We start from the raw sequence: 15,943 nt of genomic DNA, 5'->3' as shown, positions 1-15,943 counted from the left end.
GAGTGTCGCGGTCTTCAGAATGGAGTGACGAGCTTGACGTTGTCTACAGGCGAACAGGAAACTCCGCTGCAAATAAAAACGGCGCACCCGAAGGCGCGCCGTTCGCTTCACCACCGTGAGCGCTGGATCAGCGCTTCTGCGGCGCATCCTTGATGAACAGCGTGGTCAGTGCACCGACCACGCAGATCGCGCCGACATACAGCGGCGCGGCCATCGGGTTGGACTTCATCATCAGCGACACGGCGATTGGCGTGAGGCCGCCGAAGATCGCATAGGCGACGTTGTACGAAAACGAGATGCCAGAAAAGCGCACGACCGGCGGGAAGGCTTTCACCATCACGAACGGAATCGCGCCGATCACGCCGACGAGCAGCCCGGTCACGCCATACAGCGGCACGAGCGCCGAGGCGTCGACGGAGAGTTGCTGGAACATCACGTAGTAGGTCACCGCCAGCGCAAGGCCGCCGATGAAAATCGTGCGTCCCGCGCCGATGCGGCCGGCGATCGAGCCCGCCATCACACAGCCGATGGTCAGGCAGAGCGTCGCCACACAGTTGGCCAGCAGAGCGGTGGCCGGCGCAATGTGAAACTGCTTTTGCAGCAGCGTCGGCGTCATCAGAATCACGACGACGATGGCGGCGGACAGCATCCACGTGAGCAGCATCGAGACGATCACCGCGCGGCCGTGGTCACGCAGCACGGCCTTGAGCGGCACTTCGGCGGCAATCGCCTTGCGCTGCTTCAGTTCCGCGAAGACCGGCGTCTCGTGCAGCCAGCGGCGCAGGTAGACGGAGAACATGCCGAATACGCCGCCGATCAGAAACGGAATGCGCCACGCGTAATCCGCGATTTCGGCGGGAGCGAAGTTGCGATTGACCGCCGACGCGATCAGCGAGCCGAGCAGGATGCCTGCCGTGAGGCCCGCCGTCAGCGTGCCGCACGCATAGCCGATGTGCCGCTGCGGCACGTGCTCGGAGACGAACACCCACGCGCCCGGCACTTCTCCGCCGACCGCCGCGCCTTGCATCACGCGAAACAGCAGCAGCAGGACCGGCGCCATCACGCCGATGCTCGCGTAGGTGGGCAACAGGCCCATCATCAGGGTCGGCACGGACATGAGCAGCACGCTCAGCGTGAACATGCGCTTGCGGCCGAACAGATCGCCGAAGTGCGCCATGATGATGCCGCCGAGCGGCCGCGCGAGGTAGCCCGCGGCGAAGATGCCGAAGGTCTGCACCTGCCGCAGCCAGTCCGGCATCGCAGCCGGGAAGAACAACTGGCCGATCGCCGGCGCGAAGAACACGAAAATGATGAAGTCGTAGAACTCGAGCGCTCCGCCGAGAGCGGCGAGGCCGAGCGTCTTATAGTCGCTGCGCCCAAGAGGGCGTGGGGTGACAGCCTGCGCTCCACCCAGATTTGTCGCTTGCATTGCTATGTCGTTGTCTTGAATTGGAAACCACGCGTCGCGTGGAAAAGCGGCGGTCGTCGGGCGAGAAGTGTGGCAACGGCTGGGTAGAGCGCGGGACACCGACGCGCCGGCCCGGGTAGGGCGGCGCGATGACGAAAGAAGCCAGCGCGGGATTTTACAGGATGAAAGCGATTCGCTTCGGGAAGTGCTTAATTAGATTGGGAAAAGTTCCGTCGATGCCGCAATTTTCCGGATCTTGGGGCGAGCCGCGCGAGTCATGCGAAGGCGGTTGTAGTCCGTCGGCCATTCGCCGAAGCGATTCGTCCGAGCGCGCGTTAAATTCGGATTGATCCTATGGGATAGGGGCCAGGCGCCTTCGAGAATCGCGTCCACGCCATCTGTTGAGAGTAAATCCCATGCGCATTGCCATCCTTCAACGTGATCCCGTCATGCGTCAGTCGATTGAAAAGATCCTGACGGGTGCCGGCCATACCTGCGCGGGCTACGACGACGGTCTCACCATGTCGAAAACGCTCGCCCGGTCCACCGTGGATCTGCTCGTGCTGGACTGGCACGGCACCCGTCTGTCGGGCACCGAGGTGTTGAGGACGGCGCGTGCGGTCGGCGGCGACCGCGTGCCGGTGATCTTCGTGTCGAGAGACACGTCGGAAGAAAGCATGGTGCGCGCGTTCGTCAACGGCGCCGACGACTACGCCGCGCTTCCGGTGCGGCCGGCGGAGTTTCGCGAGCGCGTCGCAGCCTTGCTGCGGCGTGCCTATCCGGACCGCTTCAGCACCTCGAGCTTCGACGTGGGTCCGTACCGCTTCGACACTCATCGCCAGATCGTCATGCTGCGCGGTCAGCCGGTGTCGTTATCCGGCACGCAATACCGGCTGGCTTCGCTGTTCTTCTCGAACATTGGCCGCGTGATGTCGCGCGATCACATCTTCGCGATGGTATGGGGCCGTGAGTTCCGCGAGTTCACGCGCACGATCGACAGCCATGTGTCGCGGCTGCGCCTGTTGCTCGAAATCGAGCCGCAAAACGAGTTCCGCTTGCAGCCTGTTTACAAGAGCGGCTACAGGCTGCTGCATCTGCGTCAGGAAGAGGCAGTGCATGAGCAGAAGCAGGCCGCTTGAACTTTGCGGTTGGGCTCAAAGGCGCGGCAATTCCGGCCGCGTTTCAAGGGCCTTCCGAATCAGTGCTTCCACCGCCGCGCGCTCGTCGCCAGCAAGAGGGAGGCGCGGCGGGCGCACCGGTTCCGTGCCGAGGCCGACCATCGTTTCGGCGAGCTTGATGTTCTGAACCAGCTTGTGCGAGACGTCGAGCGCGAGCAGCGGGGCGAACCAGCGGTAGATCGTCCGCGCTTCTTCAAGCCGTCCCGCTTTCAGCAGTTTGTAGATCGCCACCGTCTCGTGCGGAAACGCGCACACGAGACCGGCCACCCAGCCATGCGCGCCCATCAATATGGCTTCCATCGCCAGATTGTCGACGCCGCACAGAATGGCGAAGCGGTCGCCGACCGCGTTGATCAGATCGGTCACGCGCCGTACGTCGCCGCACGATTCCTTGATGGCGACGATTTTCTTTTCGTCGGCGATTTCCGCGAACATGTCGGGCGTCATGTCGACGCCGTACGCGAGCGGATTGTTATAGATCATCAGCGGGAGCGCGCTTGCATCGGCGACGCTGCGGAAATGGTGCAGCGTCTCGCGCCGGTCCGAAAGATATCGCAGTCCCGGCAGCACCATGAAACCGTTGGCGCCGCGGCGGCCGCCAGCTTCGGCCTGGCGGCAGGCGTCGAGCGTGCTGTTTTCCGCAATGGTCAGAAGCACCGGCACGCGGCCGCGCGACGCTTCCACTGCGATGTCGAGCACCTGGAGCTTTTCGTCGAGCGAGAGCGTCGAGGCTTCGCCGAGCGATCCGCACACGATGATGCCGTCCACGCCCGCGTCGATCTGCGCTTCGATATTCTTGCCGGTCCATGCACGGTCTATGCTGAAATCCGCGTTGAACTTGGTGGTGACTGCGGGCAATACGCCTTCCCAGATATGCGCCACGACTGCTCTCCTGAATGTGATGAGTTCAAGCGCAGTGTAAGCAGCGAAAACGCTGACGTCTTGCGTCAATCGCGCGTGGCGAATGACGATTTCGGCACAACGAAAGTTTCATTTTGCGCGCGAGGAGGCTAATCGGCGGCACGTTTTCCGCGGGTTCGGCAGCCCGTGCGCTAAGGCGGACCTGTGAGCATGGGGACGCGCGGCAAGCGAGCCGCGCCCCTGATCGCGGCGCCGCCGATGCGCCAGAGTCGCCGTTTTAAAGCGGCGTGCTTTCGCGCATATTTCGTGCTGTGGTCGACAGGCGTTATGCCGAAATCGTCACAATCCACGCGCAGGCTCACCAAGACTGCCGCGTTCGCCGTTCCTACCATGTGCGTCATGAAAACGCTCAATATCATCGACTCGCACACCGGCGGTGAACCGACCCGCCTCGTGGTGTCGGGTGGCCCGGAACTCGGCGGCGGAACGCTGGCACAACGGCTCGACGTATTTCGCACGCGTTTCGACGACTGGCGCGCGGGCATTGTCACCGAGCCTCGCGGCTCGGACGTGGTGGTCGGCGCGTTGCTGTGCGAACCCGACGACCCTTCATGCGCGGCCGGCGTGATCTTCTTCAACAACGTCGGCTATCTCGGCATGTGCGGTCACGGCACGATCGGCCTCGTCGTTTCGCTCGCGCATATGGGGCGAATCGGACCCGGGCGCCATCGGATCGAGACGCCGGTCGGCGTTGTGGAAGCGTCGCTCAATGACGACGGCAGCGTCGCGGTGCGCAACGTGCCCGCCTATCGTTATCGCAAGGCGGTTCAGGTCGATGTGCCGGGACATGGCGTCCTGACGGGCGACATCGGCTGGGGCGGCAACTGGTTCTTTCTCGTCGCGGAGCATGGCCATTCGCTGGAAGCTGCGCGCATCCCTGAGTTGACCGCCTTCAGCGCAGCAATCCGGGACGCGCTGATCGCGCAGCGCATCACCGGCGCGGACGGTGCGCTGATCGACCATATCGAACTCTTCGGGCCTGGCTCGCGCGACGGCATCGACAGCCGCAGCTTCGTACTGTGCCCGGGCAATGCGTACGACCGCTCGCCGTGCGGCACGGGCACGAGCGCGAAAGTCGCGTGTCTCGCGGCAGACGGCAAGCTCGCCGAAGGCGCTGTCTGGCGGCAGGAGAGCATTATCGGCAGCGTGTTCGAGGCGAGTTATCGCTATGCCGGCGAGGGCGCATCCGCGAATCCTGGCGACGACGGCGTGCCAGTTGTTCCAACCCGCGGCGGCGCGCCCGCGCTTTCTGCACACGACGGCGCCCCAGCAATTTCAACCGACGGCGCACCCGTGATCCCCACCATCACCGGCCACGCGCATATCACGGCGGAAGGCCGGCTTTGCTTCGACGAGCGCGATCCGTTCGCGTGGGGCATCCGCACGGTATGACGGCGGACGCGTTGATCGTCGGCGCCGGCATTGTGGGCGCGGCGTGCGCGGCCGAACTCGCCGCGCTCGGCATGCGGGTCGAGGTGCTCGACGCGCAAGGCATCGGCGGTGGCGCGACGGCTGCGGGCATGGGCCATATCGTCGTGATGAACGACTCGCCTGCTGAGTTCGCGCTGTCGCGCTACTCGCGCGAACTGTGGCTGCACCTCGCGCCGCAGTTGCGTGCGCGCGATGCGTTCGCGCGCTGCGGCACGCTCTGGCTCGCCGCCGACGAAGAAGAGTTCCAGGCCGCCCGCGCAATGCACGCCGCCTACGAAGCGCAAGGCGTTTCGGCGGAACTGCTCGACGCGAGCGCATTGCGTGCGTGTGAACCGGCGGTTGCTTCGTCGCTCGTCGGGGGCTTGCGTATCGAGCACGACTGCATTGTCTACGCGCCGACCGCGGCGCAGTGGCTGCTGACGCAATCGCCGGCGTCCGCGAGTATCAGCGTGCGGCTCGGCGCGCGGGTTATTTCGGTCGATGCTGCCGGCGTGATCCTTGCGAACGGCGAGCGGCGCAGCGCGGCGCACGTGATCGTTGCGAACGGCCTCGGCGCTCAGGAGTTGATACCGGGGCTGCCGCTGCAACCGAAGAAAGGCCACCTGTTGATCACCGACCGCTATCCCGAACTGATCCATCATCAGTTGCTGGAACTCGGGTATATCAAGAGCGCGCATCATGCGACCGGCACGTCCGTCGCGTTCAATGCGCAACCGCGGCCTACGGGGCAAGTGCTGATCGGCTCGTCCCGTCAGTTTCACACGACCGACCCGGCGGTCGAGATGCCGGTGCTCGCGCAAATGCTGCAACGTGCCGCGCACTATCTGCCGATGCTGCCGCAACTGAACGGCATTCGCGCATGGACCGGCTTTCGCGCGGCATCGCCGGATGGGCTGCCGCTGATCGGTCCCGCCGGCAAGCACGCGCCTGGCGTGTGGCTCGCCGTCGGTCACGAAGGTCTGGGCGTGACGACTTCGCTGGCGACTGCGAAGTTGCTCGGGGCGCAAATCGTCGGAAACGCGCCGGCCATTCCGGTCGAGCCGTATCTGCCGAGCCGTTTCGTTTTCGTGCATGAGGTGGCGCATGACTGACGGCGGCGAGACGCGCATTCGCTTGAATATCGACGGCGTCGCTATCGAGGTGGACGCCGGCACCACGGTGGCTGCGGCGCTCGTCCTCGCCGGTGCGAAAAGCGGAACGCGCGTGTCCGTAGGCGGCGAGCCGCGAGCCGCGTTCTGCGGCATGGGCGTCTGCCAGGAATGCCGCGTGACGATAGACGGCCGCGCGCATGCGCTCGCATGTCAGACGTTGTGCCGCGACGGTCAGACCGTGCGCACGCAGACGAGGGCGCTCGATGACTCGGCGAGCACAACGTAAAGGCTGACGCATCGTGACCCAGCATTTCGACGTCATCGTGATCGGCGCCGGTCCGGCCGGTCTCCACGCGGCGCTTGCATCGGCGCGCGAAGGAGCGAGTGTCGCGTTGCTCGACGACAACCCGCGCGCCGGCGGCCAGATCTGGCGTCAAGGTCCGGGCCATTCGCAGCATGCGCCGCTGCAAAATCTGCTCGCCGATCTCAGTCGCCGCAGCAACGTCATGCATTTCCCATCGACGCGCGTCGTCGCGCCGCTCCCGCCGCGCGGGCTGCTGGTCGAGTCGGCGGAACAGGGCGGTCTGTGTCTGACATACGGGCGCCTGATTCTCGCGACCGGTGCGCGCGAGCGCTTGCTGCCATTCGAGGGCTGGACCTTGCCCGGCGTGACCGGCGCAGGTGCGCTGCAAGCGCTGATCAAAGGCGGCATGCCGGTGCGCAGCGAGCGCGTCGTGATCGCCGGCAGCGGCCCGCTGCTGATCGCGGCGTTAGCCACGGCGCGCGCGGCGGGCGCACGGGTGCTCGCGGTTGTCGAGCAGGCGTCCAGCGTCGATGTGCTGCGCTTTGGCGCGTCGCTGATACGCGAACCCGCCAAGCTGCGGCAAGCCTTGAGCATGTCGCGCGGCTTTGCCGGCGTGCCTTACTGGACCGGCAGCATGGTGGAGGCGGCGCACGGGGAGGGCCGCGTCCAACAGGTGACGATCCGGCGCGGACGTAGCAGCGCGACGCTCGATTGCGAACGCATCGCGTGCGGCTATGGACTGGCGCCGAATGTCACGCTTGCTCAGGCGCTCGGTTGTGCAATCGATGAAGCGGGCGGCATTGTCGTCGATGCCGCGCAGCGCACGTCGGTCGACGGCGTGCTCGCGGCCGGCGAATGCACCGGCGTTGGCGGCGCGGAACTGGCGGCAGTCGAAGGCGAACTCGCGGGTCTGACCGCGAGCGGCGCGACGCCGGATCGCAGCGCACTGCACGTGCAGCGCGAGCGGTGGCGCCGCTTTGCGGCGCGCATCGAAACCGCCTTTGCATTGCAGCCGCCCGCTCGGACGCCGCCCGCCGACGACACGCTGCTGTGCCGCTGCGAGGACGTGAGTGTCGGAGAAGTGCGTGTGTTCCACAATTGGCGCGACGCGAAGCTGCATACCCGCTGCGGGATGGGCGCGTGCCAGGGAAAGATATGCGGGCTCGCCGCGAGCGTGTACTTCGGCTGGCCGTCGGCGACGCCGCGGCCGCCCTTTAGTCCCGCGCAAGTCGGTACGCTGATCGCGGCGGGCGCGCAGCCGCCGCAGGTGGAATGACTCGCACCGCGCGTCGCCGGCAAGCGGATATTGTCGGCCAACGTGCCGCTTTATAATCGACCGCGCATGCACCGCGAATCGACCGCAAGCCAACCGCCCGGCATGCAGCGCTTACGCCTGTGCTCTCATAAACGGCTCGGACCCACGGGACCCGCACGATGAACACGCTGGCTCATCAGTTTTCACCTGACGAAGCAACGTTGTCCGGCATGCTGTCGCACTTCAGGCAGTTGGAGCCCGTGTTCGACGCGCTGCCCGACGTCGTTTTCTTTGTCAAAGACGCTGACGCGCGCTATGCGCTGGTCAACCGCACGCTGGCCTCGCGTTGCGGTTTCAAGGAGAAGGCCGCGTTGTTGGGCAAGACCGCGGAGGATGTATTCCCACGCCGCTTCGGCCGCATCTACACGGCGCAGGACGAGGGAGTGATTCATGTCGGCAATCAGATGATCGATCAGCTGGAACTACATCTTTATCCAGGCCGTCAGCCGGGCTGGTGTCTGACCACCAAGCAGCCGTTGCGCGACGCCGCGGGCGTGATCGTCGGGCTTGCCGGCATTTCACGCGATCTCAGAGCGGACGAAAGCAGCCATCCGGCGTATAGCAGGCTCGCCGCGGTGGTGCAGTTCATCCAGGAAAACTATGTGCAGCCGTTGAATCTCAAGCAGTTGGCGGTGATGGCGGACATGTCCGTCGCGCAGTTGGAGCGCTATTTTCACAAGGTGTTTCATCTGACTCCGCGCCAGGTTTTGCTCAAGACACGGCTTGACGCCGCCACGGCACTGCTGGTCTCGCACGACAAGGTCACCGATGTTGCCGCGCTATGCGGCTACACGGACCACAGCGCCTTCACGCGTCAGTTCAAGGCTACCGTCGGCGTTACGCCGACCGAATACCGGATGCTGCTGCACGGCACTTCGCGGAGTTGAGCGTCGGCATATGGTTCGCCGTAAGCATCATTACTATGTGTACGTCGTCGCACTCGACGACAAGGTCTGGAACGAGGCGCGCTTTCGCCGCGCGAATCCGGATTACCGGTTCGACAAGCCGTGCGTGTATGTGGGGATGACCGGGCTCGATCCCGATCTGCGCTTCGACCGGCATAAAGCCGGCATTCAGGCAAATCGCTATGTGCGCGACTATGGCCTGCGACTCGTGCCCGAGTTGTATGAAGTGTTCAATCCCATGCCGTATCGCGGCGCACAGGAAATGGAAGTGGAACTGGCGATTGGATTACGCGAAGCAGGGTACGGCGTATGGCAGGCGTAAAGCGTGCGCTACTTGACGCCCAGCCCGCGTAGCACGGCGTTACCTTCGGGCGTGAGGCGGATGCGCGAGCCGCCCGCTTCGTTCGAGATCGTTTCGATCAGGCCGGCTTCGTGCAGTTGCGGAATCTCGGGTTTGGCCGACGCGTCGATAGGCGCGTGCAGCAGAAGCAGCAACGTCGCCAGTTCGTGATGGCTCAGCAGACGCCGCAGGATGGTCGGACGCCTTGGCGCGGGCGTGTCGTTAGTATTCGGTTCGGGCTGGTTCATGGTGCGCACCTCGCGCGGGGTAGTGTCCGAGGCATCATGCGGACGAAGTCTTAAACGATTCTTAAGACCCATTGTCCTGTAACACCGTGACACGAAGATGGCACCGGCGCACCTTACCAACGCTTAACGGCGGCGCTTTTCGGCCGACCGCGCGCAGCCTCGGCTTACGGCGCGCAGGTTTTCCCCGCCGTTTCGATCCACAGATTGTTCACGTGGCGCTTGCCCGCATAGAAACGGTAAGTGGTCGCTCCGTTGTCGCTGCGCACCTTGATGATGTTCGAATCGCCGAAGTCCAGCATCTGGCCTTGCGGGATCGACGTGGATTTGAACGCGGCATTATGGTTCGAAGCCAATTGCGTCAGGCAGGCGACGACATCGTTGACCGAGCGCTGCGTATTGGTGTCCGTGACCGGCTCGCCGGCATCCGGGTTCTTCTGAAAGTAGGCGCAAGCGCTGAGAAGCAGGGGAACTGAAAGGACTACGGCAAACTTCTTCATATCTCTCCTGGCGTTTCATTCGGCCGGCGGTGGGCGCGGGTTCGGGCTAAAGGCGTCGCGAGCGCGCTGCTCTGGCGTAGCCGCCGGCCCAGCCGACCCGCTTGAACCCGCGTGAACCCGCTTGAACCGCCCGACCCAAGTGTCGACGCGGCCGCGCGGCGCGGACCGTGACTCAAGGCGCCATTATATCGGGGCGATGGCGCCCTCCCGGAGGATGCCGCACGACGCGTGCCAGCGCCGCCACAATCCGCATTGCAGTAGATGCGACGCGACGTTCCCCGATTCGGGTTCGAGGTCCGCGCAACACGCCAGCGAGTGCCGCCTATTTGCGCCGCTGCGCTTGCGCGGCGAGCCGCACCGCCGCGTTGCCCGCGCCGTAGCCGTCGTAACCGCCGCGCCGCTCGACGATCTCCATGAAGAAGCGCTGATCGAGTTGTTCCGTGTAAGCGTGGAAAAATTCGCCCCCGCGTTCATCGCGGTCATAGAGGATATTGTGCTCGCGCAGCGCCTCCAGCATGTCGTCCGGCAGCGCGTAGCGGGCGGCGAGATCGTCGTAGTAATTACGCGGGATGCGCAGCACTGGCAAGCCATCGGCGACGAATTCCGGAATCGCGCTGAAGATGTCGCTCGTGCTGAACGCAACGTGATTCAAACCCGAGCCGTGATAAGTATGCAGCGCCTCGGCCACCGCCGTATGGTGATCGACTGAAGCGTTCAGCACCACGCGGACCGAGCCGTCGCGGCTGCGCAGCGCGCGGCTGCGCACAAGGCCATAAGGATCGGGCACGAGCACGCCCGGCTCCGCTTGAAAGCCAAAGGCGGTGCGCAGGAACAACACCCATGTATCGAGCGAAGTCGCCGGCACGGCGAGGCACACGTGATCGATGCGTGTCAGCGGCCCCACTTCTGTCGGGCCGTTGACGTCCGTGAGAACGAAGTCGGCTTCGAACAGCGTGGGCTGATCGGGCGTTTCGTCGACGAAATAATTCAGGCTGCCGTCTGGCGCCTGCACGGCGGGAAGCACGCGTTCGTTGGGGCCGATCTGGCCGGAGAACGGCGCATAGCCGAAGCCGGCGGCGCGCTCGAAAGCCTGATTCGCGTCATTCACACGAAACGCCGACGCGCACAACGACAAGCCGTGCTGCTGGAAGAACGCATTGGCGAACGAATCCGGTTCGGCGTTCAGCACGATCGAAGCGGCACCGTGCTGATACAGCGTCACATCTTTCGAACGATGCTGGCCTGCCTGGCGAAAGCGCAGCTTGCCGAGCCAGTCGGCGAGATGCGCGCGCGTGGTGTCGTCAACTGCGAATTCCAGGAACTGATAGCCGACGTGCGCGGGAGCCGCGGGCGATTCGTACAACTCGCCGACCGGCTGCCGCGCGGCTTGCAGCAACGCACGCGTCTGTTCCTCGAGAAACAGCAGCGAGCGATGGCCGTCCGCGGCCGTGATGCTGGTGGGCGCGGCGCGAAAGCCGTCGTTGAAAATCTCCAGCGAAAGCGGGCCCTTGTAGCCCGTCTTCACGACTTGCGCGGTGAAGCTGGCGACGTCGAAATCGCCCTGGCCCGGAAAGCAGCGGTAATGGCGGCTCCATTCCAGCACGTCCATGGCGAGCTTGGGCGCGTCCGCAATCTGCACGAACGCGATGCGCTCGCCCGGAATTTCGGCGATCGCGTCCACCGTATCGTTGAGCGACAACGTGTGAAAGCTGTCGAGCACGAGTCCGAGATTGCGGTGATTCACCGCGTTCACGAGCTTCCAGGCGTGCCGATACGTCTTGACGTGCCGACCCCACGCGAGCGCTTCATAACCGGCGATAACGCCCGCCGCCTCCGCAGCTTCCGCGAGCGCGCCGAGCTGGTCGGTCATTAGCGCATCGTCGCAGATGGTGTCCGGCGACACGTTGCTGCATACCAGAATGCGGTCGGTGCCGAGTTCATGCATCACGTCGAATTTGCGTTTCGCGCGGTCCAGATTGCGCGCGAGACGCTCGGCGCTCACGCCGTCGAAATCGCGGAATGGCTGAAACAGCATGATTTTCAGACCGAGATCTTCGGCGATACGCCGCACGTCGGCGGGAGACCCGTCGAAATAGAGCAGGTCGTTCTCGAAGATCTCGACGCCCTCGAAGCCGGCCGCCTGGATCGCGGTCAGCTTCTCTACGAGGGTACCGCTGATCGACACGGTGGCAATCGAACGTTGCATGAACAGCTCCTGCAAAAACAGTCGGACGGCAATTGCGAGCGCGTGCCGTTGGAACGAACGCGCCATGCCGCTGCGATGTTGCGGTGCGCAAAATGGGCTAGTTCGTTACTCCTGCAGCAAGCGACAGGCCGCAACTGTCCATAATAAGCGCATTTTCCGACAGTCTATACAAACTAACTAGATGGTACAAATTCGTATAAACCCCGAATGACGGAAGCGGCTCATGCGAGCACACTTCGCTTTACGTTGAGGAGCGTATTGCGCTTGCCGCGATCCGCTTCATTGTTCGAGTTTGTTGCAACTGCGTTGGATGGGGCGGGAGTAAGCGCTGAAGCGCTAACTCCCGCCTACAGCTTTGCCGACAGGAGACGATGTCATGAGTTTTGCTTCCGTACTGGTCCTCAATGGACCCAACCTCAACCTGCTCGGCACACGCGAGCCGGCCATCTATGGCTCCGAGACACTCGACGACGTCGCGAAACTTTGCCGCGACGCCGGTGAGCGCCTCGATCTCTCAATCGACTTCTGCCAGTCGAACGCGGAACATCAACTGATCGACTGGCTCCACGCGGCGCGCACCAAGGTCGACGGCATCGTCATCAATCCGGCTGCGTACACGCACACGTCGGTGGCAATTGCCGACGCGCTCAGCGCAATCGAAAAGCCCGTCATCGAAGTGCATATTTCAAACGTGCATCGCCGTGAACCGTTCCGTCATCACTCGTATGTGTCGGCGGTGGCGGATGCAATCATCGTCGGTTGCGGCACGCAGGGATACGTGCTCGCGCTGGAGCGGATGGCCACCATCCTTAAGAATAGGGCGGCGAAATGAACGTGCCAATGAATGAACAAGCGAATGCAAAAACGAGCGCACAGGCCAGTGCAAATTCTTATCTGGTCGGTCTGATCGGATCGGGTATCGGCGGCTCGCTGAGTCCGGCGATGCACGAGGAAGAGGGCGGCAAGCTCGGCTTGCATTACGTGTACCGCCGCATCGATCTGGAAGCGTTGAAGCTCGACGTAGCAGCGCTGCCCGATCTGCTGGTCGCGGCCGAACGCATGGGCTTCAACGGTTTGAACATAACGTATCCGTGCAAGCAGGCCGTCATTCCGCTACTCGACGAATTGTCCGACGACGCGCGCGCGCTGGGCGCAGTCAACACCGTGCTCTTGAAGGACGGCAAACGGATCGGACACAACACGGACTGGTCCGGTTTTGCCCGCGCGTTCCGCCGCGGTTTGCCGGACGTGGCGCTTGACCGGGTGGTGCAACTGGGCGCGGGCGGCGCGGGCGCGGCGGTCGCTCACGCAGCCCTCGCAATGGGCGCGCAAACGCTCACGCTGTTCGATGTCGACGCCGCTCGCGCCGCGTCGCTCGCAGCCGAATTGCAAAAGCGCTTTGCAGATCGGACGGTCACTGCCGGCACGTCGCTCGGCGAAACGCTCGCGGCCGCCAACGGGCTGATTCACGCGACGCCGACCGGCATGGCCAAATTGCCGGGACTACCGTTGCCTGCCGAATTGCTGCATAGCGGTCTGTGGGTGGCCGACATCGTCTATTTCCCGATTCGCACCGCGCTGTTGCAGGCGGCCGAAGCGCTCGGCTGCCGCACGCTGAGCGGCGGCGGCATGGCGGTGTACCAGGCAGTCGACGCGATGCGCATTTTCACCGGACTCGAACCCGACGCCGAGCGCGTCTACACGCATTTCCAGTCGTTGCTGGAACGCTAACCGGTAGCGCACACCGGCAAATGACGACCAGATGATCAGTGAGAGGAGACTACAACCCCATGCCGCAATCGACTCAAACCAGATCGGCCGACGCCACGCGTCAGGCCGGCTCAAGCACAAGTGCCAGCACCGCGCGCCGCTCGAACGCGCGTTACCAGATACTGGGGTTGCTGGCCGTCGGCACAATGATCAACTATCTCGACCGCACGGTGCTCGGCATTGCCGCGCCGCAGTTGACCAAAGAACTCGGCATCAACGCCGCGATGATGGGGCTGCTGTTCTCGGTGTTCTCGTGGAGCTACGTTGCCTCCCAGATTCCGGGCGGCCTCTTCCTGGACCGTTTCGGCAGCAAACTCACTTACTTTCTCTCGATGACCTTCTGGTCCCTGTGCACGCTCGCGCAAGGGCTCGTGCACGGCATCGCCGGACTGTTCGTGTTTCGCCTCGGCCTCGGCGTCTCGGAAGCGCCGTGCTTTCCGACCAATAGCCGCGTGGTCGCGACATGGTTCCCGCAGAGCGAACGCGCGATGGCAACGGGCACTTACACCGTCGGCGAATATATCGGCCTCGCGTTTTTCAGCCCGTTCCTGTTCATGCTGATGGGCGCATTCGGCTGGCGTTCGCTGTTCTATGTGGTGGGCGGCGTGGGTATCGTGTTCGGCGCGATCTGGTGGCTCATGTATCGCGAACCGCGCGATCATCCGTCCGCGAATCAGGCGGAGCTCGACTATATCGAAGCAGGCGGTGGCCTCACGCATCGTCACAAGGATAGCGGCGCCGCAGCGGCGCCCGCGAAAAGCGGCTTTGAATGGCGCACCATTGGCCGCCTGCTCAAGCACCGTCAATTGACGGGTATCTGTCTTGGCCAGTTCGCCGGCAACTCGACGCTCGTGTTCTTTCTCACGTGGTTCCCGACCTACCTTGCCACCGAACGTCATATGGGCTGGCTGAAGATCGGCTTCTTCGCGATCATGCCGTTCATCGCGGCGTCGATTGGCGTAATGTTCGGCGGACTCTTCTCCGACTGGCTGCTGCGCCGCGGCAAGTCCGCGAACGTCGCGCGCAAGCTGCCGATCATCGCCGGCCTGCTGCTGGCCTCGACGATCATTCTGGCTAATTATGTGGAGAGCAACGTCGCGGTGATCGCCATCCTGTCAGTCGCATTTTTCGCGCAGGGCATGGCTGCGCTTGGCTGGACGCTGGTGTCGGATATCGCGCCCGATGGGCTGCTCGGCGTGACCGGCGGCATCTTCAACTTCGCGGCGAATCTGGCCGGCATCGTAACGCCGCTCGTGGTCGGCTTTATCGTCGCGGCGACAGGATCGTTCGTCGGCGCGCTGGTGTTCATCGGCGTGATCGCATTGATTGGCGCGCTGTCGTACATCTTTATCGTCGGCGACATCAAGCGGATCGTGCTGGTGGATTGAGCGCTGGTTCGAGTGCGAAAAAAAAGGGACGTGGCGCAGGCCACGTCCCTTTTTTCATTGGTCCGCGAAGTGGACTGTAAGAGGCTCGTCAATCTTCCTTGCGCACGAAACGCAGCACTGCATCGACGATCATTGCGCGGTGACGCGCGCGCAACCTGGGATGTGACGGATCGCGCCCAAACGCCGTGCCGAACGTATGACGATTGCCGACGCGATGAAAGCACAGCGAACTGATCAACAGATGCAGGTCGATCGCGTCGACGTCGCTGCGAAACTTGCCCGCGGCGACACCGCGCGCAAGCAGGTCTTCGATTGTATGAATGACGGTGACGTTGCGGCCTTTGAAGCTCTTGACCTGCTCGACATACTTCGCGCCGTTGATGTTCTCGATCGTGACTAGACGCACGAAATCGCGCTGGCGGTCGTGGTAGTCGAACGTGAATTCGACCAGCGCGCGCATGCCCTCGACGGGGTCGAGTTCGCTGACATGCAGATCCTGTTCGAGCTCGCGAATGTCGCCGTACACCTTCTCCAGCACCGCCTGGTACAACCCTTCCTTGCTGCCGAAGTAGTAGTACAGCATGCGCTTGGTGGTGTTGGTGCGTTCCGCGATTGCATCGACGCGCGCGCCCGTCAGTCCCATCGCGGAGAACTCCTGGGTCGCGACGTCGAGGATATTGCGCTTCGTCTGCTCGGGATCGTACTTGCGTCGGGCGTCGCTACGTCGGGCGTCCTTGCGCGGCGCTTCGGACGGGATGCCGTTGGTATCGGGCTCGGCGGCCTTGCTTCCCTTTTTCATTGTGTATTCGAGCGGCAGTGACCGCGCATTCTAGCATGGCGAAAATGGCCTCTGGCGCGGGGTTCTACGCGTAACAGGCGGCATATCGTAGTGGTCTGGCGGCGTTTCGGGCAGGTACCTGGAAGCCGGCCGCATCGACGCG

The 15,943-nt window shown here is 63.7% G+C and carries 16 protein-coding genes; 10 read left to right on the top strand and 6 right to left on the bottom strand.

Annotation, left to right across the window (positions count from 1 at the left end; all coding sequences use genetic code 11):
- Positions 1–127: 127 nt before the first annotated feature.
- Positions 128–1,429 carry an MFS transporter gene (locus JMY24_RS11355; protein WP_128596475.1) on the bottom strand — a complete coding sequence of 434 codons (1,302 nt, stop codon included), beginning with the start codon at positions 1,427–1,429 and terminating at the stop codon, positions 128–130.
- Positions 1,430–1,824: 395 nt separating this feature from the next.
- On the opposite strand from JMY24_RS11355, the gene JMY24_RS11350 reads away from it, so the two are divergent.
- The gene (locus JMY24_RS11350; RefSeq protein ID WP_128590900.1) at positions 1,825–2,547 is read left to right on the top strand and encodes a response regulator transcription factor; all 723 of its coding nucleotides are present in this window, start codon (positions 1,825–1,827) and stop codon (positions 2,545–2,547) included.
- A 15-nt stretch (positions 2,548–2,562) separates the two neighbouring features.
- Here the strand turns inward: JMY24_RS11350 and JMY24_RS11345 are convergent, their stop codons facing one another.
- Positions 2,563–3,468: a dihydrodipicolinate synthase family protein gene (locus JMY24_RS11345; protein ID WP_128596476.1), complete on the bottom strand. Its 906-nt coding sequence runs from the start codon at positions 3,466–3,468 to the stop codon at positions 2,563–2,565.
- A gap of 369 nt (positions 3,469–3,837) precedes the next feature.
- On the opposite strand from JMY24_RS11345, the gene JMY24_RS11340 reads away from it, so the two are divergent.
- From JMY24_RS11340 to JMY24_RS11315, 6 genes are all read left to right on the top strand, one after another.
- Positions 3,838–4,899, top strand: a complete 1,062-nt coding sequence (locus JMY24_RS11340; RefSeq protein ID WP_128596477.1) for a proline racemase family protein — start codon at positions 3,838–3,840, stop codon at positions 4,897–4,899.
- A complete protein-coding gene (locus JMY24_RS11335) occupies positions 4,896–6,029 on the top strand; it encodes an NAD(P)/FAD-dependent oxidoreductase (protein WP_201702169.1) in 1,134 nt (377 codons plus the stop codon). The genes JMY24_RS11340 and JMY24_RS11335 overlap by 4 nt, the downstream gene beginning before the upstream one ends.
- Positions 6,022–6,315 carry a 2Fe-2S iron-sulfur cluster-binding protein gene (locus tag JMY24_RS11330; RefSeq protein WP_128596478.1) on the top strand — a complete coding sequence of 98 codons (294 nt, stop codon included), beginning with the start codon at positions 6,022–6,024 and terminating at the stop codon, positions 6,313–6,315. Before JMY24_RS11335 ends, JMY24_RS11330 begins: the two co-directional genes overlap by 8 nt.
- A 13-nt stretch (positions 6,316–6,328) precedes the next feature.
- Positions 6,329–7,609, top strand: a complete 1,281-nt coding sequence (locus JMY24_RS11325) for an FAD-dependent oxidoreductase (RefSeq protein ID WP_201702058.1) — start codon at positions 6,329–6,331, stop codon at positions 7,607–7,609.
- Between the two features lie 158 nt (positions 7,610–7,767).
- Positions 7,768–8,535: an AraC family transcriptional regulator gene (locus JMY24_RS11320; RefSeq protein ID WP_128591046.1), complete on the top strand. Its 768-nt coding sequence runs from the start codon at positions 7,768–7,770 to the stop codon at positions 8,533–8,535.
- A gap of 10 nt (positions 8,536–8,545) precedes the next feature.
- Positions 8,546–8,875, top strand: coding sequence for a hypothetical protein (locus tag JMY24_RS11315; protein ID WP_027777611.1), 330 nt, complete (start codon positions 8,546–8,548; stop codon positions 8,873–8,875).
- Between the two features lie 8 nt (positions 8,876–8,883).
- Here the strand turns inward: JMY24_RS11315 and JMY24_RS11310 are convergent, their stop codons facing one another.
- The 3 genes from JMY24_RS11310 to JMY24_RS11300 form a co-directional block, all read right to left on the bottom strand.
- Positions 8,884–9,141: a hypothetical protein gene (locus tag JMY24_RS11310; protein WP_128596480.1), complete on the bottom strand. Its 258-nt coding sequence runs from the start codon at positions 9,139–9,141 to the stop codon at positions 8,884–8,886.
- 164 nt (positions 9,142–9,305) lie between these two features.
- A complete protein-coding gene (locus tag JMY24_RS11305) occupies positions 9,306–9,638 on the bottom strand; it encodes a hypothetical protein (protein ID WP_027777613.1) in 333 nt (110 codons plus the stop codon).
- A gap of 322 nt (positions 9,639–9,960) precedes the next feature.
- Positions 9,961–11,844, bottom strand: a complete 1,884-nt coding sequence (locus JMY24_RS11300) for a bifunctional sugar phosphate isomerase/epimerase/4-hydroxyphenylpyruvate dioxygenase family protein (protein ID WP_128596481.1) — start codon at positions 11,842–11,844, stop codon at positions 9,961–9,963.
- A 376-nt stretch (positions 11,845–12,220) separates the two neighbouring features.
- On the opposite strand from JMY24_RS11300, the gene aroQ reads away from it, so the two are divergent.
- The 3 genes from aroQ to JMY24_RS11285 are packed head-to-tail and all read left to right on the top strand — an operon-like array spanning position 12,221 to position 15,002.
- Entirely contained in the window at positions 12,221–12,676 is a 456-nt protein-coding gene (gene aroQ / locus JMY24_RS11295; RefSeq protein ID WP_128591049.1) for a type II 3-dehydroquinate dehydratase, read from the top strand.
- A gap of 8 nt (positions 12,677–12,684) precedes the next feature.
- Positions 12,685–13,575 carry a shikimate dehydrogenase gene (locus JMY24_RS11290; RefSeq protein WP_236597384.1) on the top strand — a complete coding sequence of 297 codons (891 nt, stop codon included), beginning with the start codon at positions 12,685–12,687 and terminating at the stop codon, positions 13,573–13,575.
- 59 nt (positions 13,576–13,634) lie between these two features.
- Complete coding sequence (locus JMY24_RS11285; RefSeq protein WP_128596483.1) at positions 13,635–15,002, top strand: MFS transporter; 1,368 nt, start codon at positions 13,635–13,637, stop codon at positions 15,000–15,002.
- A gap of 88 nt (positions 15,003–15,090) precedes the next feature.
- On the opposite strand, the gene JMY24_RS11280 is transcribed toward JMY24_RS11285, so the two are convergent.
- Positions 15,091–15,801, bottom strand: a complete 711-nt coding sequence (locus JMY24_RS11280; RefSeq protein WP_128591996.1) for a TetR family transcriptional regulator — start codon at positions 15,799–15,801, stop codon at positions 15,091–15,093.
- Between the last annotated feature and the right edge of the window lie 142 nt (positions 15,802–15,943).

The sequence above is a fragment of the Paraburkholderia kirstenboschensis genome, assembly GCF_904848585.1.
GTDB classification, from domain to species: domain Bacteria; phylum Pseudomonadota; class Gammaproteobacteria; order Burkholderiales; family Burkholderiaceae; genus Paraburkholderia; species Paraburkholderia kirstenboschensis.
This window is presented reverse-complemented; position numbering and strand designations above follow the sequence as displayed.